Annotated in this window: 18 protein-coding genes; 14 read left to right on the top strand and 4 right to left on the bottom strand. The window is 71.0% G+C overall.

The window, feature by feature from the left end; genetic code table 11:
- Positions 1–7: 7 nt before the first annotated feature.
- The 3 genes from KL771_RS06380 to KL771_RS06370 all read right to left on the bottom strand — a co-directional run bounded on the left by KL771_RS06380 (position 8) and on the right by KL771_RS06370 (position 5,949).
- Positions 8–199 carry a hypothetical protein gene (locus tag KL771_RS06380; protein ID WP_261967719.1) on the bottom strand — a complete coding sequence of 64 codons (192 nt, stop codon included), beginning with the start codon at positions 197–199 and terminating at the stop codon, positions 8–10.
- 56 nt (positions 200–255) lie between these two features.
- On the bottom strand, positions 256–4,569 hold the full coding sequence (locus KL771_RS06375; RefSeq protein WP_261967718.1) for a protein kinase domain-containing protein: 4,314 nt from the start codon (positions 4,567–4,569) through the stop codon (positions 256–258).
- A gap of 219 nt (positions 4,570–4,788) precedes the next feature.
- Positions 4,789–5,949: a cysteine desulfurase family protein gene (locus KL771_RS06370; protein ID WP_261967717.1), complete on the bottom strand. Its 1,161-nt coding sequence runs from the start codon at positions 5,947–5,949 to the stop codon at positions 4,789–4,791.
- Positions 5,950–6,197: 248 nt separating this feature from the next.
- On the opposite strand from KL771_RS06370, the gene KL771_RS06365 reads away from it, so the two are divergent.
- From KL771_RS06365 to KL771_RS06355, 3 genes are read left to right on the top strand one after another with little or no spacing between them, the layout of a single operon-like run.
- The gene (locus KL771_RS06365; RefSeq protein WP_315901490.1) at positions 6,198–7,340 is read left to right on the top strand and encodes a molybdopterin-binding protein; all 1,143 of its coding nucleotides are present in this window, start codon (positions 6,198–6,200) and stop codon (positions 7,338–7,340) included.
- Positions 7,337–9,316, top strand: a complete 1,980-nt coding sequence (locus KL771_RS06360; RefSeq protein ID WP_261967716.1) for a molybdopterin biosynthesis protein — start codon at positions 7,337–7,339, stop codon at positions 9,314–9,316. Before KL771_RS06365 ends, KL771_RS06360 begins: the two co-directional genes overlap by 4 nt.
- Before the next feature lie 14 nt (positions 9,317–9,330).
- A complete protein-coding gene (locus tag KL771_RS06355; RefSeq protein ID WP_261967715.1) occupies positions 9,331–10,665 on the top strand; it encodes a c-type cytochrome in 1,335 nt (444 codons plus the stop codon).
- Between the two features lie 5 nt (positions 10,666–10,670).
- On the opposite strand, the gene KL771_RS06350 is transcribed toward KL771_RS06355, so the two are convergent.
- A complete protein-coding gene (locus tag KL771_RS06350; protein WP_261967714.1) occupies positions 10,671–12,722 on the bottom strand; it encodes a 4Fe-4S dicluster domain-containing protein in 2,052 nt (683 codons plus the stop codon).
- 196 nt (positions 12,723–12,918) lie between these two features.
- On the opposite strand from KL771_RS06350, the gene KL771_RS06345 reads away from it, so the two are divergent.
- From KL771_RS06345 to KL771_RS06295, 11 genes are all read left to right on the top strand, one after another.
- The gene (locus tag KL771_RS06345; RefSeq protein ID WP_261967713.1) at positions 12,919–13,641 is read left to right on the top strand and encodes a biotin/lipoate--protein ligase family protein; all 723 of its coding nucleotides are present in this window, start codon (positions 12,919–12,921) and stop codon (positions 13,639–13,641) included.
- Complete coding sequence (locus KL771_RS06340; RefSeq protein WP_261967712.1) at positions 13,632–14,189, top strand: DUF6505 family protein; 558 nt, start codon at positions 13,632–13,634, stop codon at positions 14,187–14,189. Before KL771_RS06345 ends, KL771_RS06340 begins: the two co-directional genes overlap by 10 nt.
- Entirely contained in the window at positions 14,186–15,196 is a 1,011-nt protein-coding gene (locus KL771_RS06335; RefSeq protein WP_261967711.1) for a DUF6352 family protein, read from the top strand. Before KL771_RS06340 ends, KL771_RS06335 begins: the two co-directional genes overlap by 4 nt.
- Positions 15,197–15,213: 17 nt before the next feature.
- Positions 15,214–15,720: a DUF3305 domain-containing protein gene (locus KL771_RS06330; protein ID WP_261967710.1), complete on the top strand. Its 507-nt coding sequence runs from the start codon at positions 15,214–15,216 to the stop codon at positions 15,718–15,720.
- A complete protein-coding gene (locus KL771_RS06325; protein ID WP_261967709.1) occupies positions 15,717–16,583 on the top strand; it encodes a DUF3306 domain-containing protein in 867 nt (288 codons plus the stop codon). The genes KL771_RS06330 and KL771_RS06325 overlap by 4 nt, the downstream gene beginning before the upstream one ends.
- 83 nt (positions 16,584–16,666) lie before the next feature.
- Entirely contained in the window at positions 16,667–17,482 is an 816-nt protein-coding gene (locus KL771_RS06320; protein WP_261967708.1) for a Cro/CI family transcriptional regulator, read from the top strand.
- 57 nt (positions 17,483–17,539) lie between these two features.
- Complete coding sequence (locus KL771_RS06315) at positions 17,540–17,743, top strand: formate dehydrogenase (protein ID WP_261967707.1); 204 nt, start codon at positions 17,540–17,542, stop codon at positions 17,741–17,743.
- A gap of 16 nt (positions 17,744–17,759) precedes the next feature.
- The gene (locus tag KL771_RS06310) at positions 17,760–20,750 is read left to right on the top strand and encodes a formate dehydrogenase subunit alpha (RefSeq protein ID WP_261967706.1); all 2,991 of its coding nucleotides are present in this window, start codon (positions 17,760–17,762) and stop codon (positions 20,748–20,750) included.
- Between the two features lie 10 nt (positions 20,751–20,760).
- Positions 20,761–21,357 (top strand): formate dehydrogenase FDH3 subunit beta, encoded by a 597-nt coding sequence (fdh3B, locus tag KL771_RS06305; protein WP_261967705.1) that lies wholly within the window; start codon positions 20,761–20,763, stop codon positions 21,355–21,357.
- Positions 21,358–21,532: 175 nt separating this feature from the next.
- Positions 21,533–22,543, top strand: a complete 1,011-nt coding sequence (locus KL771_RS06300; RefSeq protein ID WP_261968082.1) for a formate dehydrogenase subunit gamma — start codon at positions 21,533–21,535, stop codon at positions 22,541–22,543.
- Between the two features lie 1,267 nt (positions 22,544–23,810).
- Positions 23,811–24,087: hypothetical protein (locus tag KL771_RS06295; RefSeq protein ID WP_261967704.1), on the top strand; the 277-nt coding region annotated here is incomplete at its 3' end.

Below are 24,087 nucleotides of genomic sequence, written 5' to 3'. Positions count from 1 at the left end.
CGCGGCCTCACGACGAGGCGTTGCGAAAGGCCTGGACGAGCATGTAGGCGACGAAGGCGAGGCCGAGCAGGACCCCGGCGGCGATCGTGCCGCCGAAATACCAGCTCGGCCCCATCCAGTAAGTCGCAATCAGGGCCGCCACGCCGAGCCCGGCCAGCATCAGGGCGATCCGCAGGAACAGGGTGGCGAGCTTGGACATGGCCGGCGATCCTCTCGACAGAACCGGGCGGATAGGGGGCAGCCCGGAGGCGGATGTCAGTTGGTCAGGCTGCCCGGATAGGCGAAGACCGCCCGGCGGGTTTCCTGGGTATAGAGACCGTCGACGCCACCGCGATAGAGCCCGCGGCGCTGCAGGATGCGCTGCACGGCCTTGCGCGTCTCCTCGCCGAACACGGCCATGTCGCCCGACAGTGCATCGACCGCATTGGCCTCCCGCCGCGCAAAGGCGGTCAGGAGCCAGCTTGCCGCCTTGTTCGGGTCGGCCGGGCCACCGCGCCCGCTGTCGAGCAGGAGCGCGGCATTCCACATCGCCGACAGATTGCCGGCATTCGCCGCCTTGTCGAACCAGCCGAGCGCATCGGCCTCGCTGACCGACCGGCCCAGGCCGTTCAGTGCCAGCCAGCCCAGCTGGTTCATGCTCTCGCCGTAGCCCTGATCGGCCGCCCGGCGGTACCATTCCGCGGCACGGACATAGTCGGTCGGCCGGCCGCGCCCGGATTCGTAGTGCCAGCCGATCTGATGCATGCTCGGCGCATAGCCGAGGCCGGCCGCCCGGTTGTACCAGTCGAAGGCCCGTGCGAGATCGACCGGCCGTCCGAGGCCGTTCTCATAGGCCCAGCCGATCTGGTGGATGCTGCCGGGATCGTTGGCGCGCGCGCCCTTCTGGTACCATTCGAAGGCGCGGGCATAATCCTGCGGTACGCCGGTGCCGTTCTGATAGACGAGGCCGAGGCGGAACATGGATTCCGAGCGGCCGATCGCGGCGGCGCGCTCGAACCAGACGATCGCCGCGGCCGCGTCGGCCCGCCGGCCGAGCCCCTCCAGGTTGATCACGCCGAGCTGGTGCATGGCCGCCGACGAACCTCCCGCGGCGGCGCGCTCGAACCAATCGGCCGCCTTGTCGTAGGAGACTGGCCGGCCGATGCCGTCCAGATTGAAGGTGCCGAGCACCGCCATGCTCTCCGCTCGCCCAAGCTGGGCGGCGCGGGAATACCAGTCGTAGGCCTTGGCGAGATCGGCGGGCCGGCCGAGGCCGTTCTGGTTCAAGGTGCCGAGCTGATGCATGGCCAGCGTCGAGCCGAGCTTGGCGCCGCGCTCGTACTGGTCGGCCGCACGCTGATAGTCGATCTTGCGGCCGAGACCGTATTGGGCGAGCCAGCCGAGCTGGGTGTAGCTCTCCGCCACGCCGAGCGCCGCGCCGCGCGTGTACCACTCCGCCGCCCTGACCGGATCGAGCGTCCGGCCGAGGCCGTTCTCGTACATCCAGCCGATCGCATGGGTGGCGGCCGGGCTGCCGAGCGCGGCGGCGCGGTTGTAGAGCTCGAAGGCCTGGGCATAGTCCTGCGGCAGGCCGAGCCCCTCGCGATAGGCGCCGGCGAGCAGCGTCAGCGCGGTCGGGTCGTCGGCCTCGGCGGCGCGGCGGTATTCGCGCGAGGCCTCCTGGTGCTGGCCGCGCTTCTGCAGCGCATAGCCGAGCGCCGTGTAGAAGCGGCGCACGTTCGGGTAGGTCTGCACGGCGGCCTGACAGGCCGGAACCGCGCGCTCGGCGTCGATCTGGCTGAGATCGAGCCCGGTCTCGCCGACCGGCTTGTCCGGATGGTCGACCGGCAGGGCTAGTCGATCGCAATCCTGGGCCGGCACGTCGTCCGACCGGGCGCCGACCGTGACCCGCGCGATCGTGATGCCGCGCGGAACGGCATTGCGGCTCGCCTCCTTGAGCGGCTTCAGATCGTCGATGGTGCGGATCGTGCCGTCGATCGACAGGTTGCCGTCCTCGAGCGCCACCCGACCGGAGGCGAGACGCCCGGCCTGGGCGACGCCGAAGCGGACCGCGATCAGGAAATTCTCCGGCGCACCGTCGCCGAGCTGGGTCTCGTCGACCACGCGGATGCCGGGCAGGCCGGCCGTGACCGCGGCCACCACGTCCTTGCGCAAGGCCTCCGACGGCACGAAGCCGGTCAGCCGGGCGATGCCGGAACCGAGCGAGATGGTGAACGGATAGGGCGAGATGCGCGGCGCGTTGAGGGCCGTCTGCGCCAGCCGGAAGCCGCCCGGCACCGAACCGGCGAGGGTCTTGGACAGGGCGGCGAAATCGGCGGGATTGCGGGCCGCACCGTCGATCGTGATGGTCTCGCCGGAGATCGCGACCCGGCCGCGCGCGAGCCGCGGCACTATGTCGAGCGCGAAGCGCGCCGCGCGGGCGAACTCGCCCGGCGCGCCGTCGGCGATCTCGGTCTCGTCGCGTGCCGGCGTGCCCGGCTGAACCTGGGCGACGGCATTGAGCAGGTCGCGCCGGACCTCGCGCGACGGGCTGTACCCGCGCAGCACGATCGACTGGCCGTCGAAGGTCGCCGACCAGTCGTAGGGGCTGGCCACGGGCGGCCGGACGGCCAGCGAGACGCGCGGATTGCCCGGCACCGAAGTGGCGTCGATGGCGCTGGCACGCTCGAAGGCCTGGGTGGAGCGCGCGCGACCCTCGATCTGGACCGTCCCGGATTCGTACTGGATGCGCCCGTCGGTGAGATCGGCCAGGCGCGGAAGCAGCAGCGCGGCAGCCTCGGCGAAGCCGGGCGGCTCGCCTTCCGCCACCCGGGTCGCGTCGCGGACCGGGACATTGGGCAGGCCGCGTTCGGCGGCTGCGCGCAGTTTCGCCTTGACCTCCGGGGAGGGCACATAACCCGCCAGGGCAAGCCCCTCGCGACCGACCTGCGCGGTCCACAGATAGGGAGCCACGACGGCCGGCCGGATCGCCGTCTCGGCATGGCCGCCGCCCGGCAGGGCCGTCGCGAAATCCCGTTCGAGCGCGCTCCAGCTGTCCGGATCGGCTGCCGTGCCCTCGATCCGCACGGCATCGTTCTCGACCCGGACGCTGCCGCGGTCGAGCCTGCCGATGCGCTCGATCGCGAAGGCGGCCCGTTCCGCGAAACCGCCGGGAGCGCCGGCCGCGATCTCCAGGCGATTGTCCACGCGCGTGTCCGAGGCGCCGCGCCGGACCGCGTCGCCAAGCGACTGCCGGACGGCCTCGGACGGCGCGTAGCCGGTCAACGTCACGGTGCGGCCGTCGATGCTGGCGGTCATGGCGAAGGGGGCGACGATGCGCGGCCCGGCCTCCATCTGCCGGACGATCTGCGGCCAGAAATAGGCGACGCCGCCGCCGGCGGCCACGAAGACGAGGGCCGCCGCTGCCAGGGCCGCCTTGCTGCGCTTCTTCGGCTCCTCGTGGATCGGGAAGGCCGGGCGGGTGTCGGCGGCGCGGAAGCCGCTCGATGTGGCCCGATTCTCCGTCGGGGCCGACCGTCCGTGGTCCTGTCCGAAGGCCGTGAGCGGCCGCGAGCGCGGCGACAGGACACGTGTGCCCTCGTGGCCGGACACCATCATGGTCGAGGCGTCGCGCATCGACATGAAGGTCGTGGCCTCCTCGATCGAAGGCGCGCCGGTCCAGCCGAGGGCCGTGCGCAATTCGCCGATCGACTGAGGTCGCTGCTGCTCGTCGAGGCGCAGGGCCTGATCGACGCCGGCCAGGAACTGCGGCGAGTAGCGCGTCCGGTCGGGGACCGCCTCGGCGGCCGGGACATGCGGGTCGTTGCCTTCGAGGAAGCCGCGCCGGCCGAGCCGCGACAGGCGCGTCATCGGGGCGACCGGTGGCTTGCCGGTGATGGTGCGATAGAGGACGCCGCCGAGCGAGAAGATGTCGGTATAGCGGCCGTGCTGCCCGGGGCCCTCGGAATCGGTCTGCTCCGGCGGCGCATAGCGCATCTGGGCGACCATCTTGGACGAGCGGCCGCGGTCGATGCCGTGGCCGGCGGCGCCGAAATCGATCAGCACCGGCTCGCCATTGCCACGGATCATGATGTTGCGCGGCGTGATGTCCCGATGCATCACGTTCTGCGAGTGGACGTAGTCGACCGCCTGGAACAGCTTTTCGAACAGCGGCCGGATTTCGGCCTCGCTCGGCGGCGTCGGATGCGCGGTCAGCCACTCCTCCAGGCTGCCGCCCTCGACATATTCCATGATCACGTAGGAGGTATTGTTGGCCTTGATGAAGTTCTCGCCCTTGATCACGTAAGGGTGGCTGAAGCGCGAGACGACCGACTGCGCCTCCTCCTGGAACTTTCTCAGCGCATATTCGTAGGTGCCTTCCGAGATGTCGGTATCGACCACCACGGACGAGCCGCTCCGGGTGGAGATGTCGCGGACGTAGAATTCCTTGATGGCGACGGTCTTGTGGGTGACTTCGTTGAAGGCGCGATAGGTGATGCCGAAGCCGCCCGCTCCGAGCACGGCCTCGATCCGATAGCCGCCGACCTCGCTGCCGAGATCGAGCGCGTATGGGTAGCGCGGATCCTTCATCAACCCCTCGAAGCCCGGCCGCCGGACCGACGCGACGTCCGACCCGGCAGGGCCGCGCGATGGTATCGCGCGCCGGGCCGGAGTCCAGCGTGCTGCATCGCACCGTCAGTCCCGCGGGGCAAGGCCCGACGGGGCCGGCGCGATCGATCCTGCGACATGACCGATGCCCACTGAACCGTTGCTGAACAAGGCTTTTTTGCGGCCGAGCCGGGACTCGGCTCAGGCGACCGCGCAGGCGAGCCTGGTCAGCGCCGACCAGGCCTCTGCAATGGCCTCGATCGCCGCGTCGATATCCGCCTCGGTGGTGCCGCGCCCGAGGCCGATCCGAATCGAACCGAGCGCTGCCGCGTCGTCGAGGCCGATGGCACTCAGCACCGGGGAGGGTTCCAGGCTGGCCGAGGCGCAGGCCGAGCCGGCCGAGACCGCCAGACGGTCCTTCATGCGATGAATCAGGTCGATGGCGGCGATGCCGGGCAGGGCGAGATCGAGATTGCCGGGCAGGCGCCGTTCCAGGTCGCCGTTCACGCGCAGCCCGGCAATCCGGGCCGCGAGCCCGGCCCGAAGGCGCTCGCGCAGGGCCGTGAGCCGCAAGGCTTCCCCGGCCATTTCGTCGAGCGCGATGCCGGCCGCCGCGCCGAAGCCGACCGCCAGCGGCGCCGGGACGGTGCCGGAGCGCAGGCCCCTTTCCTGGCCGCCGCCGAGGATCAGCGGCTCCAGCGCCACACCGCGCCGGACATAGAGCGCGCCGATCCCCTTGGGGCCGTACATCTTGTGGGCGGAGAGCGACATCAGGTCGACCTGCGCGGCGACCACGTCGAGCGGCACCTTGCCGGCCGCCTGGGCGGCATCGGAATGGAACAGGACGCCGCGCGCCCGGGTCAGGGCGCCGATCGCCGCGATCGGCTGCAGGGTGCCGATCTCGTGATTGGCGGCCATCACGGTGACGAGCCCGGTTTCGGGGCGCAGGGCCGCCGCGATCGCCGCCGCCGGGACGATCCCGTCCGCTCCCGGGCCGACACGCGTCACCGGGAAACCTTCCGCCTCCAGCCGGTCGACCACGGCGGCGACGCAGGGGTGCTCGATCATGCTGGCGACCAGGTGCCGGCGGCCTGCAGGCAGGCGCGCGGCGGCGCCGCGCAGGGCCAGATTGTTGGCCTCGGTCGCGCCGGACGTGAACACGATCTCGCCCGCCGTGGCACCGATCAGCCGCGCGATCGACCGCCGCGCCGCCTCGACGCCGGCCTCCGCCTCCCAGCCATAGGCGTGGTCGGCCGAATGCGGATTGCCGAAGGCTTCCAGGAAATAGGGCCGCATGGCCTCGAACACGCGCGGATCGAGCGGCGTGGTGGCATGGTGGTCGAGATAGATCGGGCGCGGCATGGCCTGACTATCGGTCCGGCGCGGCCCGTCGTCCAGCGGGGTCAGTTCGGGCCTGCGAAACGGGAGTTCGGGCTTGTTCCCCGCGCTCCAAAGACTAGAATCGCTCCAGGGCCGGCGGGACCCGACGCCGTGGCTGCGCAAGCGGCCGGTCGTGTCCCGGCGCGTCGTGCCCCGTCCAAGCCAGCAAGCCGCCGGCCCGTGGCCGCGCCGAACGATCGGCGTTTCCGCCGGGCCGCGGCCGGGAGACCATCCTGACCCGTCGCATCCTGTCCCTGACGCCGCTCGACGCGATCCTGGAGCGGATCCGCGCGCGCGTCGCACCTGTCGCGGCCGAGACCGCGCTGATCGGCCATGCCATCGGCCTGGCGCTGGCCGCGCCGCTGCGTGTGCCCGCCAATGTTCCGACGCGCGCGCTCGCCGCCGTCGACGGCTGGGCCGTGGCGGCCGACATGGTCGTCGGCGCCGGCCCCGGCGCCCCCGTCTTCCTGGCCGAGCGGCCGGCGGCGGTCGAGATCGGCGATGCCATGCCGGACGGCACCGATGCGGTGCTGCCGCCCGAGGCCGTCGCCGAGGCGGCCGGCTTCGTTGAGATTTCAGCCGCTGCCGGGGCCGGGGAGGGCGTCCGCCCGGCCGGCTTCGACGGCGAGGCCGGTGCGGTGGTGCTGGCCGCGGGCCGCCGCCTGACGCCGCTCGCCGCGGCCGCCGCACGGTCCGTCGGCCTCGCCGAGGCGGTCGTGCGCCGCCCCTATGTGCGCATCCTGGTGATCGGCGACGGCCTGGAGCCGCAGGACGTGACCGGCCGACTGATCGCCGATCTGGTCGTCGCGCGCGGCGCCGAATTGGACCGGCCGGCGGCGCTCGCCGACGATCCCGCCGTCATCGCCGGCGCACTCGCCGAGACTGTCGCGGACCTGATCATCACCGTCGGCGGCAGCGGCGTCGGCACCACCGACCGCACGCTCGACGGCATCGGTCTGGCGGCGGCGAGCGAGGTGCTGGCCCACGGCATCGCCATCGCGCCCGGCGAAACGACGGCGCTGGCCATGATCGGCGACGCGCCCGTGCTGGTGCTGCCGGGCCGGCCCGATGCCGCGCTGGCCGGCTTCCTGCTGGTCGGCCTGCCGCTGATCGACCGACTTGCCGGCGCCGACCCGGGCCTGCCGGATCTCGGCCTGCCGCTCGCCGGCAAGGTCAGTTCCGCCCTCGGCATGACCGAACTGCGCTTCATGGCGCTGGAGAACGGTCAGGCCGTGCCGCTCGCCGCTTCCGGCCTGCCGCTCGGCCGGCTCGGCCGCGCGGACGGCTATCTGGTCGTGCCGGCGCGCAGCGAGGGCTTCCCGGCCGGCGCGCTCTCCGGCATCTACCGCCTGCCTGGAGGCCGGTCTTGGTGAGCCCCACCGCAGCCGCGCCCGCCCGTCCGGATCTCGCCGCCATCGCCCGCCAGGAACAGTTCCTGGAGGTGGTCGACCGCGACGAGGCCATGCGCCGCTTCCTGGCCGCGATCGAGCCCGAACCGCTGCCCGCCGAAACCGTAGCCCTTCTCGACGCGCTCGGCCGCGTGCTGGCCGACGACATCGCCGCGCCGGTCGATGCGCCGCCCTTCGACCGCTCGGTGGTCGACGGCTTCGCGCTGCGCGCCGTCGATACGGTCGGCGCCTCGGAGGCCGTGCCCAAGCGCCTGGTCCTCAACGGCGAGGTGCTGGCCTGCGGGGTCGTCGCGCGGATCGAAGTCGAGCCCGGCACCGCGACCGTGATCGCGACCGGCGCCGCCCTGCCGCGCGGCGCGGATGCGGTCGTGCTGGTCGAGGAGACCGAAATCGAAGAGACCGATGCGGCGACCGTCCTGGTTCTGCGCCGCCCCGCCGCACCCGGCCAGTTCATCGGCTCGGCCGGATCCGACATCGCCCGCGGCGAGACCCTGCTGCGGGCCGGCACGAAGGTCGGTGCGCGCGAGGTGGCGCAACTGGCCGCGGTCGGCATCGACCGGGTCGCGGTGGTGCGTCGGCCGGTGGTCGCGGTCCTGTCGACCGGCGACGAACTGGTCGCCCCGGGCGCCGTGCTGCGGCCGGGCGCGATCTATGACGCCAACGGCGCGGCCGTCGCCGCCACGGTGATCGAGAATGGCGGCGTCGCCCTGCCGTTCGGGATCGTCGGCGACGACGCCGAGGCCCTCGCCGCCGCGATGGAGCGGGCGCTCGACGCGGCCGATCTGGTCGTGCTGTCCGGCGGCACGTCGAAGGGCGCGGGCGATCTCTCGACCCGGGTGATCGCCCGGCTCGGCAGCCCCGGCATCCTGGTCCATGGCGTCGCCCTGAAGCCCGGCAAGCCGCTCTGCCTCGCCAAGGTGCGCGGCAAGCCGCTGGTCGTGCTGCCGGGCTTTCCGACCTCGGCGCTGTTCACCTTCCACAGCTTCGTCGTGCCGGTGATCCGGACGCTGGCCGGGCTCGGCGCCCGGCGCGAGGCGGAGGTCGAGGCCGTGCTGCCGGCACGCCTCGCCTCGGAGCGGGGCCGCTCGGAATTCGTCATGGTCTCGCTGGTCGAGCGGCCCGAGGGCGGGCTCGCCGCGGTGCCAACCGCCAAGGGCTCCGGCGCCGTGACCGCCTTCACGCAGGCGGACGGCTTCGTCGAGGTGCCGGCGCTGACCACGGCGCTTGAGGCCGGCACGCCGGTCACGGTGCGGCTGTTCGATGCCGGGGGCCGTGCGCCGGATCTCGTCGTGGCCGGCAGCCATTGCCTCGGGCTCGATGTGGTCGCCGGCCATCTGGCGCGGCGCGGGCTCGCCACCCGCATCCTGGCACTCGGCTCCGCCGCCGGGCTCGCCGCCGCCCGGCGCGGCGAATGCGATCTCGCCCCGGTGCATCTGTTCGATACTGCGACCGGACGCTACAACACGCCGTTCCTGGTCCCCGGCCTCGGCCTGATCCCGGGCTGGCGGCGCATGCAGGGCGTCGTGTTCCGGCCGGGCGATGCCCGCTTCGAAGGCCGCGAGGCCGCCGAGGCGATCGCGGCCGCGATCGTCGATCCCGCCATGGTGATGGTCAACCGCAATCCGGGCTCCGGCACGCGCGCACTGATCGATGCCCGGCTCGGCGCGACCCGCCCGAAGGGCTGGTGGAACCAGCCGAAATCGCACAATGCGGTCGCCGCGGCGGTCGCGCGCGGCTCGGCCGACTGGGGTGTCTCGATCCGCACCGTCGCCGACCTCTACGGCCTCGGCTTCCTGCCGCTCGCCGAGGAGCACTACGATTTCGTCTCGGTCGACGCGCGGTCCGGCCATCCGGCGGTTCTCGCCTTCCGGGAGGCGCTGGCCGACCCGGGCGTCCGGGCCCGCCTCGCCGCCCTCGGCCTGGAGCCGGTCGGATCATGAGGGACGCCGGGTTGATGCCGAGGGCCGTCGCGGTCGCCTGCTTGCGCGCGGCCCTGCCTTTCGTCCTCTGGCTCGCGGCGCTGCCGGCGGTCCTTCTTGGCGTGGCCTCGCCGGCCGGTGCCGAAATCCTGCGCGGCCATGGCGGACCGGTGCGCGCGATCGTCGAACCCGCCACCCCGGGACAGCTGGTCACCGGCAGTTTCGACCAGAGCGTGATCCGCTGGCGGCTGCCCGAGGCGCGCGCCGAGGCGGTGCTGCGCGGCCACGAGGATGCGGTCGCGGCTCTTGCCGCCCTGCCGGACGGGCGGTTCGTCTCGGCCGGCGCCGACGGGCGGATCGTGGTCTGGCCGGTTGCCGGCACGGCGCCGGAGCGCAGCGTCGCGGCCCACAAGGCGCCGGTCGCAGGCCTCGCGGTCTCGCCCGACGGGCGCCTCGTCGCGTCGGCCTCCTGGGATCGGACCGTGGCGGTGACGCCGATCGGGGCAGGGACGGCGCGGGTGTTCGAAGGCCATGCCGACAACGTCAACGGCGTCGCCTTCCTGCCCGACGGGCGCGCCGTCGTGTCGGCCGGCTACGACGCCACGCTGCGCCTCTGGCCGCTCGGGGACGGCGAGGCGCCGTCGATCCTGACGCTGCCGACGCCGCTCAATGCCGTGGTCGTCGCACCCGACGGCGAGATCGTCGCGGCCGGTGCCGACGGCGCGCTCTATGTCGCCGGTGCGTCCGGCGGCAGCCTGGCGACGAGGGGGCGGCTTGAGGTCATGCCCGGGCCGGTCGTAGCGCTGGCGATCACGGTGGACGGCTCGCGGCTCGCGGCCGCGGGTCTCGGCGGCGCCGTGGTGCTGGTCGACCGGATGGCGCGCCGACCGGTCGCCACGCTGGTCGGGCCCGGCCTGCCGGTCTGGTCGCTGGCCTTCGCGCGCGACGGCCGCAGCCTGTTCACCGGCGGCGCCGACCGGCTGGTCCGGCGCTGGGACGCGGTCACCGGCCGCCCGGTCGACGCCATCGCCCCCAATCCGCGCGATCCGGCCGCGGAGACCTCCACCGCCCGCGGCGCGATCGTGTTCCGGGCCTGCCGCGCCTGCCACGGCCTGGAGGCCGACGACACCAACCGCGCCGGCCCGACCCTGCACGGCCTGATGGGCCGCCGCATCGCCACCGCCGCCGGCTACGACTACTCGGCCGCACTCAAAGGCATGGACATCGTCTGGACGCCCGAAACCGTCGCCCGCCTGTTCGAGGTCGGCCCGTCGGCCTACACCCCCGGCACCCGCATGCCCGAGCAGGTCATCGCCGACCCCGACGACCGCCGCGCCCTGGTCGAATGGCTCGCGGAGGTGACGCGGTAGCGCTGCTACGCCTCGTCGTTGCCTGAACCGGATCGCTTCTCCCGTTCCCGGTCGCGCAGATAGTCCTCGGTGGTGCGCGGGCGGGGGCGTTCGGTGGTCGCGTAGGGGTCGATGCCGGCATTGGTGACGGCAGAGACGCGGCAGTCTTCGCACATCTTCAGGAAGGCCAGTCGGCCGGCATGGGCGCCGGAGAACATCCAGTGCCGGCCTTCCAGCTTGGCCACCACCCGATCGATGCTGGAGCGCGTGCCGAAGGGCTTGCCGCATTCCACGCAGCAGAACGGCTCCTCCTCCTTGACGACCACCGGCGGCGCGCCGAAGGCTGCGAAATTCACGCGCGGCTCCAGCGTGATGACCTTTTCCGGGCAGGTCGCCGCGCACAGGCCGCATTGCACGCAGGCCGCCTCGTCGAAGCGCAGCATCGGGCGCTCGGCATTGTCCTTGAGCGCGCCGGTCGGGCAGGCCGATACGCAGGCGAGACAGAGCGTGCAGCCCTCGGTGTCGACCGCGACGCGGCCGAGCGGCGCGCCGGCGCCGAGGGCGATCACGTCGACCGGCATCGGTGCGACCCGGTGCATCTCGCGCATCGCCAGCCCCATCAGGTCGCGCTTGCGTCCGGCGGGAACGAAGGTCGAGGGCGGCTCGGCGGTGCGGTCGCGCGGCGTCAGGGCGAGCGCCTCGGCGAGTTGGTCGGGATCGTCAGTGGCGATGATCGCGGCCGTGCCGGTGCCGTAGCCGAGACCGGCGGCGAGCGTGCCGGCCAGTTCGGCCGTGGTCGCGAGCCCGGCCGTGTCGTGCTTCGGCCGCGCGCGCGTCAGAAAGCGGATCGCTGACGCCCCCCAGGCAAAGGCCGCTGCGGCCAGTTCGGGGCCGGCGGCGGTGACCTCGTCGATCTCGAAGGGCAGCACGTTGGCCGGCAGCCCGGCGCCGTAGCGGGCGAGAGCGTCGATCAGGTCGGCGCCGTGGCGGCCGTCATGGACCAGCATCACGGGCCATTCGCCGCCGGCCGCGCGATAGGCGGTCAGCATGGCGCGCAGCCGGGTCAGGGTCGCGTCGGCGGCCGGCGCGTCATAGGCGGCCGCGCCCGTCGGGCAGGCCGCCGCGCAGGAGCCGCAGCCGGCGCAGATGCCGGCATCGATCGCCACATGGTCGCCGGCCGGGCTGATCGCACCGGTCGGGCAGAGATCGAGGCAGCGCCGGCAGCCGACCTTGCGCGAGCGGGAATGGGCGCAGAGATCGTCGCGGAAATCGATATAGCGCGGCTTGTCGAAGGTGCCGACCAAATCGCCGGCCTTGAGGCAGGCCTCCGCGACCGCGGCCGGACTGGCCGGATCGGCGCGCAGATAGCCGGCCCTCAGATCCGCGGCCGACACCAGGGCCGGGCCGCCGGAGAGATCGAGGACGATGTCGGCCTTGGCAACGGCGCCCTGGCGCGGCGGGCCGAAGGCGAGCGTGCCGCGCGAGGACGGCGCCGGCGCGGCATAGCCGTCGAGCACGACCTCGAAGCTGCCGAGCACGCCCTTGAGCGCCCGGACCGTACCGCGCCGGATCGGGAACTCGGTCAGTCGTGGCGGCTCGATCGGGGCGGACCCGGTCAGCACGACGCTCACGTCGAGCCGCTCGGCCAGGCGCCGCCCGGCTTCGATGGCGACCGCGTCGCGCCCATAGATCAGAACGACGCCCTCGCTCTCCAGCGTCACCGCCTTCGGCACCGGCCGGTCGACCGCTGCGGCCGCGATCAGGGCGGCCATCTTCGGCCCCGACCGGTTCGTCTCGGCCGACCAGCCGGCGGTCTCGCGGATATTGGCGAAGGCGAGCGTCGCCGGCAGGCTTTCCGCGCCGGCGATCTCGGCGAAGAGCGGCGCCTCCTGGGTGCAGGCGACCAGCAGCGGACCGGATTCGCCGGCGGCCGCCCGGAAGCGATCGAGTTCGGAGCGGCACAGATGACGCGCGCCGACGACCTTGCGGGCCCCGCAGCCGCGGGAGACGGCAGCCGAATCCGGCGCCATCGTGTCCTCGCAGCTGCACAGGATCACCGTTCCGCGGCTCAAATCCATGAAGGCCCCCGTCAGGTCGCGTTGTTCTTGGGCCGGTCGGCTCGACGGGCCATAGGCACAGCTTATATATCGTCCAGTTCGAACAAGCCCAGCGGTATCCAAACCGCGGGGGCATCGCAGGGCGGAGACGGCAATTGCGCAGAGTGCGACGGGACGGGACGGCGGCGGGCAGCGGAGGCCGGCCGTGAGTCCGTCGATGCCCGAACTTGTCCTGCCGCCGGTCTATCGGCTGATCACCTTGCGCGAGCATCGCGATGCCTTCGCGCATGCCATGGCGGTCGGTGCCGAGGCCGGCGCCGGGACGCTGGTCTGGGTGCGTCGATTCGATCTCGTCGAGGTTGCCGTGGTGTTCGAGCCCGAGGAACCGCTCGTCTCCGCCCGGCGCATCCTCTATGCCGGCATGAACGCGCTCGCCGACGCGCTCGCCGCCCATGCGCCGCCGGAAAAGCCGGTCGCCTTCCGCTGGCCCGATACACTGCTGTTCGACGGCGCGATCGTCGGCGGCGGCCGGATCGGCTGGCCGGAGGGGGCCTCGGAGGACGAACCGCCGCCGTTCCTGGTCTTCGGCGCCATGTTGCGCACCTTCGTCGGCGCCAGGAGCGAATCGGGCGACTGGGCTTTCGGCACCAGCCTGGAGGCCGAGGGCGTCGACGTGATCGACATGGCCGAGCTGGTCGAGAGCTTCGCCCGCCATCTGATGGTCCATGTCCACGACTGGATGGATCGCGGCTTCCGCAAGGTCGGCGAGACCTGGCTCGCCCGTCTGCCGCGCGAGGGGGCGGGACGGCGCGGCATCGACGGCAACGGCGACTTCCTGTTGACGCCGGCGGGCGGCGGCGCGCCAATCCGTCACGCCCTGCTGCCCGTTCTGGCGGCGCCCGGCTGGCTCGACCCGGAGACCGGGCTGCCATGGCTCTGAAGCTCCTGCGCACCATCCGGCTCGATCCGTCCGATACCTTTGTCTTCGACCGCGCCGCCGAGCCCGGCGAATGGGCCGTGCCGGGCGGCTTCCGCTTCTTCGATGTCGATCCGGAGCAACTCACCGGCAAGGCCCGGCAGGTGTTCCGTGCCGGCTTCCTGGGTCTGTCGAGCTTCGGCGCCTCGACCCTCGCGGTCGTCGTCGAAGCGACCGGAGCCGAGCGCGAGGCGGCGATCGGCGCACTCGCCGCGCATCTGGTCGCGGCGCATGGTGCGCCGTCCCTGGCCGTCGCGACGACCGCGGCGGAAGACGAGATCAGCTTTGCGGCGTCGCTCGCCGACCAGCCGGACGGCACGATCGTGGCGTTGCACCGGACGGTCGAGGATGGTGCGTTGCGGGAACGCTTCCGCACGCTGAAGCCCGGCACCCGGCAGGATCGGGACTTCTCGAAGGGCGGCTTCCGCGCCTTCGAGTTCCTGGAGGTGGTCGGCGATGAGGGGCCGGACGAAACCCTCGACATCACCGCATTGGGGCGCGAACAGCCGTGACCGATTTCTGGGTTTCCTCCGGCCATCACCTGCTCGACCGCGCCGAAGGCGGCGGGCTGGTGGCGACCGACGAGTTCCTGAAGGCCTACCTGGCCCGCCCCGAATTGGTGCCGCCGCCGGAGGCTTGCGCGGCAGAGCGGAACCTCTGGGCGCGCCTGCGCATCGCGCCGCGCGATCCCGTCGAGCCGGCCGAGATCGCCGCGCTCGCCGATCCGGACGCGCGCGAGAATTGGGCGTTCATGATCGGCTTCCGCGACCGCCTGATCGCCGGGCCGACGCTGGAGGCCGCCTACCGCCGGCTCGTCCTGTCCCGCAGCGCCGGCGGCGTCCCGCCGCTGTTCCTCGACCAATTGGTTCACGTCATCCTGCGCAACGCGCTCGACGGCGAGACGGATCCCTTCGTGCTGCGTGCCGCCGAGATGTTCTTCCGGCCACAGCGGGTGACCCTGCACGAGGGCATGTTGCTGGTCGCCGACGAGGAACGCGTCGACGGCGCGGTGCGCGACCACGCCTCGCCGCTGGTCGCGATGTTCGGCGAGGCGCGCGCCCGCGAACTCGACGTGATGACGGAGGACAATGCGGCGCACTGGTTCCACCATTCCGACGCCTTCGACCTGGTGCAGGATTTCCGGCCCGGCGGTCCGGCCCGGCGCGGTCTCGCGCGCGCCATGGAAATCTGGGTGCGCCACATGCTTGCGCTCGAGGTGCGGATCGAGCCGGTCGAGCGGATCGAGGACGAGGCCTGGGCCTGGTTCGTGGGTCTCGACCAGGAGGCGACGCGGATCGGCAACGCGCTCTGGAACGGGGCCGAGTTGGCGCCACAGGATGCCGAACGGGTCGTCGCCCTGTTCCGGATGGACATTCCGGGCGACACGCGCATCCTGCCCAAGGTCGTCGGACGTCCCGTCTGGCTGATCCTGGCGGCGGATGGCGCACGGATCCTGCGCATGAAGCCGCAAAACCTGATCACCGGCCTGCCGCTGACGGCCGAGGCCGATCCGAACTGACCCGGGAGTGCGATGCGATGGCGAACGATAGCGCCGGTTTCGGCGAAACCCTCGAGGTCGGCCTGATCGTCGGCCGCGTTCAGCCCTCGAGCCGCTGGGCCGATCCGAGCTGGCGGCCGGTCGCGATTCTGCCAATGCCGGCCGCCGCGGCGCCCTGGACCCCGCTCGGCACCGAGGGCCTGACCGAGCGCTTCTATGCCGGCCCGGTCGCGCTCGCCTTCCATCGGTCCGAGACCGCCAACTATCGCGACAACCTTGCCACCGGCCGGCCTCTGCTCTGGGTCGCCCTCGGCGCGGCCGGGGCCGAGCCGCCGATCGAAATCCGCGTCGTCACCGCCGATCCGGCCGAAGGCGAGGCGCTGGCCGGGATCGCGTCGGAGAATGTCGACACGGTGCCGATGCCGGTCGAGATCGCGGCCGCCTTGGAGGCCTTCGTGGCTGCCCATCATGTCGAGCGCGCCTTCTACAAGCGCCGCCGCGACGAGGCGCCCGCCGCGCCGGCCTGCGGGATCGACGGCGAATGAGCCCGCCCGACCCGGCGTCCTTCCTGGAGCGCTGGTCGCGCCGGAAGCGCGCCGTTGCGCGCGGCGAGCCGCCGGTGGACCAGGCGGACGAAGCCCTGCCTCCGGCCCCGGCCGGCGGGGCGGCGTCGGCCGTGCCGGCAGCGGACGATCGGACCGGCATCGTCGATGCCGCCGGACCCGAGGCGGGCGCCGATCCCGTGCCGGACCTGTCCGATCTGCCGTCGCTCGATGCGATCACGGCCGAAACCGACATGAGCCTGTTCCTGCGCCGTCACGTTCCCGACGACCTGCGCAATGCCGCGCTTCGGCGCGCCTGGTCGGCCGACCCGGTCATCAGCACCTTCGTCGAGATGGCCGACTATGCCTGGGACTTCAACACGCCGGAGGGCAACCCCGTCTACGGGCCGCTCTCGGCGGCCGTCGATGCCGGCAAGATGGCCGCCGACATCCTGGGCATCGGAATGCCGGAGAAAACCGGGCCGGCATCTTTGCCGGAAGCGGAAGGATCGCCGGCGACCGACGCGATGCCGTCGCCCGCGGGGCAGCGGGAGACCGTCCCGGATGTCGATTCCGTCCCGGACGGCCGTGCCGGCGAGGGCGGCGATGCGGCCGGGATCCGGTCGGAAACGGCGGGGGCGGTCGGGTCCGGCGGGGGTACCGCCGCCCTGGACGCGCAGGCGCCGCGCGGGCTTGAGCCGTGCGACGCGCGGTCGCAGGTCGAGGCGGGCGAAAAGGACCCGCAGATCGGGACCCCGATCGATTTCGGACGCGGGGCGACCTTCGGAGGCCCGGCTCACGGTGCCCCTGTACCGCTGGCCGCGCGCCGTCGCCACGGCGGAGCCTTGCCGGCCGGGGATTCATAGGGCGAGGCTATTGCCTGATCGGCCCGTTCCGGCATAGTCTCCGCGAACTAGAATAACTACAATCGGATAGGGATGGAATGTCGATGCGCGATGACGGGCTCCGTCAAGCGATCGTGGCGATCGGGGGTGTCGGCGCCTTGGCGCGCGCCCTTGGCATTTCGCAGCCATCTGTCTCGAACTGGGCGCGTGTGCCGGCCGAGCGGGTTCTGACCGTGGAGTTGCTCACCGGCATCCCGCGCAGCGATTTGAGGCCCGACCTCTATCAGTCCGGGATCGTCTCTGCCGTTCCGCCCACCGCCACATCAGGGAACCCAGTGGTCGCCATCCACGCTGATCCGATCGACCGTGCCCGTGCGGAGGAGTATCTGCTGCTCGCGACGCTTCTGCGCGCGCCGCCGGCAGCAGCGTTCATGGAGCGGTTGGCGATGCTCCAGGGCGATGATTCCGCATTGGGGCGGGCCCATGCGGCCCTGGCGCAGGCGGCCCGCCGGGCCGATCCGGAAGATCTGGAAACAGAGTTCTTCGATCTCTTCGTCGGTGTCGGGCGCGGCGAACTGCTGCCCTACGCCTCCTATTACCTGACCGGCTTTCTCAACGAACGTCCGCTCGCCAAGGTGCGTGAGGATATGGGCCGTCTCGGCATAGCGCGTGCGGAGGGGAGCTTCGACCCGGAGGACCATGTCGCCACCCTGATGGAGGTGGTCGCGGGTCTCCTGGCAGGCACCTTCGAGGGCGGGCCGGAGGAGGCCGACCGGTTCCGGGAGCGGCATCTGGCGACTTGGGCGGCGCGGTTCTTCGCCGATCTGGCCAAGGCCAAATCGGCGACCTTCTACAGGGCGGTCGGCGATCTCGGCCGCCTCTATCTGGACATCGAAGACGAAGCCGGCCGGCTCTCGTGAGCCGGGTGGCGGGCAGAATTCACGGGCCGGATGGCCCGAAGGAGCGGGAGAACACCGATGGCTGACGAAAACCGGGCATTGGATCGGCGCGGCTTCCTGACGGCGCTCGGCGTCGGTGCTGGTGCTGCAGCTGCGGGCGTGGCCGGCGCCGCCGTCACGGCCGGACCTGCCGCCGCCGCCGAAACCGCGGACGAGAAGACCAAGTCGCGCTATCGCGAGACCGATCACGTCAAGGCCTATTACCGGGTCAACCGGTACTGAAGGGGAGGGGCGACCGATGCTGACCAGACGCAACGCGACCGAAAAGCGCGCCGCGCGCCTCGGCGAAACGCTCGTCGAAGCCGCCGCACCCGTGGCTGCGATGGATCGCCGAAGCTTCCTGAAGCGGTCTGGACTGACGGCCGGCGGCCTTGCGGCGCTCGGCTCGATCGGTGTTTCCGGCGTGCGCAAGGCGGAGGCCGGCTTCGCCGCGCCGAACGTGCCGGTTCAACTGAAAAAGAACATCTGCACCCATTGCTCGGTCGGCTGCTCGGTCGTCGCAGAGGTTCAGAACGGCGTCTGGGTCGGTCAGGAGCCGGCCTGGGACAGCCCGATCAACCGCGGCTCGCACTGCGCCAAGGGCGCGTCGGTGCGCGAGCTGGTGCATGGCGACCGGCGCCTCAAGTATCCGATGAAGCTGGTCGACGGCCAATGGACCCGGATCGACTGGAAGACGGCGATCGGCGAGATCGGCGACCGCATGCTCGCCATTCGCGAGAAGTCCGGTCCGGACTCGGTCTTCCTGCTCGGCTCGGCCAAATTCTCCAATGAAGGCGCCTACCTGTTCCGCAAGTTCGCGGCCTTCTGGGGCACCAACTCGGTCGACCATCAGGCGCGCATCTGTCACTCCACCACGGTGGCGGGCGTCGCCAACACCTGGGGCTATGGCGCCCAGACGAATTCCTACAACGACATCCGCAATTCCAAGACCATGATCATCATGGGCGGCAATCCGGCCGAGGCGCATCCGGTGTCGCTCCAGCACGTTCTCTCCGGCAAGGAGCTGAACCGGGCCAACGTGATCGTGATCGATCCGCGCATGACCCGCACCGCCGCGCATGCGACCGAATATGTCCGCATCCGGCCCGGGACCGACATCCCGATCATCTGGGGCATCCTCTGGCACGTCTTCAAGAACGGCTGGGAGGACAAGGAGTTCATCCGCCAGCGCGTCTACGGCATGGACGACGTCCGCGCCGAGGTGGCGAAATGGACGCCCGAAGAGGTCGAGCGCGTCACCGGCGTGCCGGGCGCGCAGCTCGAGAAAGTCGCCAAGCAGTTCGCGACCGAGAAGCCGTCGACGCTGATCTGGTGCATGGGCGCGACCCAGAAGACGGTCGGCACCGCCAACGTGCGCGCCTACTGCACGCTCCTGCTGGCGACCGGCAATGTCGGCAAGTTCGGCACCGGCGCCAACATCTTCCGCGGCCATTGCAACGTGCAGGGCGCGACCGATCTCGGCCTCGACGTGACCAGCCTGCCGCTCTACTACGGCCTGGTCGAGGGCGCCTGGAAGCACTGGGCGCGCGTCTGGGAGGTCGACTACGACTATCTGGCCTCGCGCTTCGACACCAATACCGGGGCGGACGGCAAGCCGGTCAAGATGATGGAGCAGCCCGGCATCCCGACCACGCGCTGGTTCGATGCCGTGACCATGCCGAAAGACAAGCTGGCGCAGCGCGACAACATCAAGGGCATGTTCGTCATGGGCCACGGCGGCAACACCGTGACCCGCATGCCCGAGATGGTGAAGGGCCTGGAAGCGCTCGATCTCCTGGTCGTCTGCGATCCGCATCCGACCACCTTCGCGGCCATCTCCAACCGACGCAACGGCACCTACCTGCTGCCGGTCTCGACCCAGTTCGAGTGCTCGGGCTCGCGCACGGCGTCCAACCGCTCGATCCAGTGGGGCGAGAAGGTCGTCGAGCCGATCTTCGAGAGCGCCAACGACTACTGGATCATCTACGAGTTCGCCAAGAAGCTCGGCTTCGCCGACAAGATGTTCAAGAACATCACGATGGTGAAGGGCAAGTATGGCGACGAGCCCGAGGCCGAGTCCATCCTGCGCGAGATCAATCGCGGCGGCTGGTCGACCGGCTATTGCGGCCAGTCTCCCGAGCGCCTGAAGGCCCATATGGCCAACCAGGGCGATTTCGATCTGGTCACGCTGCGCGCCAAGTCGGGTCCGAATGCGGGCGACTATTACGGCCTGCCCTGGCCGTGCTGGGGCACGCCGGAGATGAAGCATCCCGGCACCCATACGCTCTACAACACCAACCTGCATGTGAAGGACGGCGGCGGCACCTTCCGCGCCCGCTTCGGCATCGAACGGGTGGTCAAGGTCAAGGAGAAGGACGCCGAGGGCAAGGAGATCGAGAAGGAGGTCAAGCAGAACCTCCTCGCCGAAGGCTCCGCCTCGCTCGGCTCGGAACTGACCGACGGCTATCCCGAATTCACCCTGGCGCTGCTGAAGAAGAACGGCTGGGACAAGGAACTAACCGAGCAGGAACTGGCGGTCATCCAGCGCGTCGGCGGTAACAACCCCGACACCGTGTCCTGGGCGACCGACCTTTCGGGCGGCATCCAGCGCGTCGCGATCGCTCATGGCTGTCTGCCCTACGGCAACGGCAAGGCGCGCGCCAATGCCTGGAACCTGCCCGATCCGGTGCCGGTGCATCGCGAGCCGATCTATACCCCGCGTACCGATCTGGTCGCCAAATACCCGACCCGTCCGGACTTCGCCTCGTTCCGCATGATGAATGTCGGCGCGTCGGTGCAGAAGAAGGCGGTCGACGAGCGGATTTCCCTGCGCTTCCCGATCATCCTGACCTCCGGTCGGCTGGTCGAATACGAGGGCGGCGGCGAGGAGACCCGGTCGAACAAGTGGCTGGCCGAACTGCAGCAGGACATGTTCGTCGAGATCAACCCGTCCGACGCCGGCGAACGGGGCATCAAGGACGGGCAATGGGTCTGGGTCGACGGTCCGGAAAGCCAGTCCAAGGCCCGCGTCAAGGCGCTGGTCACCGAGCGCGTCTCCAAGGGCGTCGCCTTCATGCCGTTCCACTTCGCCGGCTGGTTCATGGGCGAGGATCAGCGCAAGAACTATCCGCAGGGCACCGACCCGATCGTGCTCGGCGAAAGCGTCAACGCCCTGACCACCTACGGCTACGACCCGGTCACTGCGATGCAGGAGACCAAGGTCACGCTCTGCCAGATCCGCGCGGCGTGAGGGGGAAACCATGGCTCGATTGAAGTTTCTCTGCGACGCCGACCGCTGCATCGAATGCAACGCCTGCGTCACCGCCTGCAAGAACGAGAACGAGGTTCCGTGGGGCATCAACCGGCGCCGCGTCGTCACCATCAATGACGGCAAGCCGGGCGAGCGCTCGATCTCGATGGCCTGCATGCATTGCACCGACGCGCCCTGCAAGGCCGTCTGTCCGGTCGACTGCTTCTACACGACTGCCGACGGGGTCGTGCTGCACTCGAAGGACACCTGCATCGGCTGCGGCTACTGCTTCTATGCCTGCCCGTTCGGCGCGCCGCAGTATCCGAAGGTCGGCAACTTCGGTTCCCGCGGCAAGATGGACAAGTGCACCTACTGCGCCGGCGGGCCGGAGGACGATCTGTCCAAGGCCGAGTTCGACCGCTACGGCTCGAACCGTCTGGCCGAAGGCAAGCTGCCGCTCTGCGCCGAGATGTGCTCGACCAAGGCGCTGCTGGCCGGAGACGGCGAGATCATCGCCGAGATCTACAAGGAGCGCGTCATGAAGCGCGGCTACGGCTCGGGGGCCTGGGGCTGGCAGACGGCCTACAAGCAGACCATCGCGGTCTGAGCGCCGCCGTTCGCCGCAGGGCGGCCTGACCGGCCGCCCTCGGCCGGTCCGGTTCTTGAAATTGCGCAGGTTCCTTTCCCCGGACGGGGTCCGTCCGGACCGAGCCTCGGCGAGGCCGCCCTCTTCGCGGTGCGGCGCCCGGGCTCCGGACTTCGGGAGACAGTCCATGTTCGATATGCCGCTCACCGTCCTGTCGCGCCGCCTTCGCGCCTTGGCCCTCGCCGTTGGGCTCGGCCTCGGCCTCGGCCTGGCCGCATTGCCTGCCGATGCGCAGAGCGTCAATCCGACCGCGCTGTCGGTGCAGGAACAGCAGCTGCTGCAGACCCTCCAGAAGGTCGAGGGCCGCGTCTCGATCCCCGACGCCAAGTCCGGGGTGCTGATCCAGCCCGAGGGCCAGGCCTGGCGCGACTTCCACGAGAAGACCCTGCCGCAGGTCGGCACCTGGGGGCTGCTCGGCACGCTTGGCATCGTCCTGCTGTTCTGGGTGGTGCGCGGCCGGATCCGGATCGAGGCGGGGCCGTCGACCCGCACCATCACGCGGTTCAACGGCTTCGAGCGCTTCGTGCACTGGCTGACGGCCTCGTCCTTCATCGTACTGGCGCTGTCCGGGCTGAACGTGACCTTCGGCAAGCACCTGCTGCTGCCCTTGATCGGCCCGCACCCCTTCCACATCGTGTCCGAACTCGCCAAGCTGGCGCACAACTATCTGAGCTTCCCCTTCACGCTCGGCGTCGTGCTGATGCTGCTCATCTGGATCAAGGACAACATTCCTACCGGGGTGGACGTCGTCTGGTTCCTCAAGGGCGGCGGCATTCTCGGCAAGGGGCATCCTGCGGCGGGGCGGTTCAACGGCGGCCAGAAGCTGATCTTCTGGGCGGTCGTGCTCGGCGGCGGCGCCATCGCGGCGACCGGCTACCTGCTGATGTTCCCCTTCTACGTCACCGACATTGCCGGCATGCAGACCGCCCAGATGGTGCACGGCCTGCTCGCGGTGGCGGTCGCGGCCGTGATCATCGGCCATATCTATATCGGCTCGGTCGGCATGGAAGGCGCCTTCGACGCGATGGGATCGGGCGAGGTCGACCTGAACTGGGCCAAGGAGCATCATTCGCTCTGGGTCGAGGATGCGACCCGCAAGAATCCGGGCATCGTCCACAATCCGGGCCGGATGGCACCGGCCGAATAGCCGGCCGTCGCTCCGACAGAGCCATAACGGCAGACGACGACAGCGGGCGGGTCCTCCGGGAGCCGCCCGCTTTCGTTCTGCCGGGCGAGCGCAAGGTCCGATTGGAACGACCAATTCCGATCGGAAAAGTGGGCGCCGACAGAACCAGCAGAGCGCATCCGGTTCCCTCGGATCGGGTGACGCTGTGGTGCGGACCGGCCGCCACGCCGGGCTCGATCGACGCCGATGCCGTCCGTCGTGTCGGGCTGCCTCCGTCGGCGATCGCCCGCGTCCGCCCGCTGCGTTCCGCCCCGCCCGGAGGCGGCGGGGACATGCGTTCGGGATGATGAAGTGCGGGCCGCAGCGATGCGCCGCTCCCGGCTTCGGTCCTGCGCCGACCCGGCAAGGCGGCCCCGGTCAGGTCAGTCGGTCCGGGTCTGGCAAAGACGGCCCCGGTCCGACAAGGCTGGCACCGGTCTCGCCCCGGCACCGGTCTGGCCCCGACCCCTGTCGGTTCCTCGCCCTGGCCGGGCGCCGGCGATGGGGCTGTGCGGGCCGTGGTCCGGCGTTGGCCTCGAGTCCTGCACCGGCCGCGCGGTCTGTCCCGGCTCCGGTCCCGCAATCGACGGCCGCGAGGGCGAGGTGTGCAGCGGCCCGACTAAAACGCCGCGGGTCCGGCATGGAGCCCGCGGCGGTGGTCGTTGGTTTCGAATCGCCGGCCCTTGTCCGGGCGGAGCGGTGACCGCGTTCCGGCGACGGTCCCCGACGCCGCGGCGGGGCCGCGGGGCAGGCGGGGGCGGGATGGCGCCCTGGGCAGGGCAATCGAGGGGGCGCCGTCGACACCCTCTGGAGCCTGTCCCGGTCGGATCGAAACGATCGGACCGGAAAGGACCGGCTCAAGCCATTGTATCGGGATCATTTCCTTGGCGATCGGATGAGTCCATCCCATCGGGAAATGCTCTGGTGGTCAAAACCTGACATTGGCGGCCCGCAAATGTCAGATCGAAATGACCACGGCGTCAAAGGGTGAGCGGTTCGGAGTCACGAGACGGATGGGGACCATCCGTCTCGATCGAACCTCTCGACTTCCTCAGCAGACCTTGCCGGGCGCCGGAACGCAGTTCTGTCCGTTGTTGCGCTTGATCACACCCGGAGGAGCATTCGGCGGCGGGTTGTTGACCTTTCCGCCCTGACCGCCGCCCTGGAACTGGCCTCCGCCCTGGCCGCGGTTCGGATTGCCGAAGCCCTGGCCGCCCTGGCCCTGGAAGCCCTGGCCTTTGCCACCGCCTTGGCCTTGGAAACCCTGACCCTGACCCTGGCCTTGACCCTGACCCTGCTGGTTGCCGAAGCCCGGACCGCCCGGCTTGCCCTTGCCGCCGAACTGACCGCCACCCTGGCCCTGGAAGCCTTGTCCGCCCTGACCCTGGCCCTGACCGCCGCCCTGACCCTGCTGATTGCCGAAGCCCGGACCGCCCGGCTTGCCCTTACCGCCGAACTGACCGCCACCCTGGCCCTGGAAGCCTTGTCCGCCCTGACCCTGGCCCTGACCGCCGCCCTGACCCTGC

Source organism: Prosthecodimorpha staleyi (assembly GCF_018729455.1).
GTDB lineage: Bacteria > Pseudomonadota > Alphaproteobacteria > Rhizobiales > Ancalomicrobiaceae > Prosthecodimorpha > Prosthecodimorpha staleyi.
This window is presented reverse-complemented; position numbering and strand designations above follow the sequence as displayed.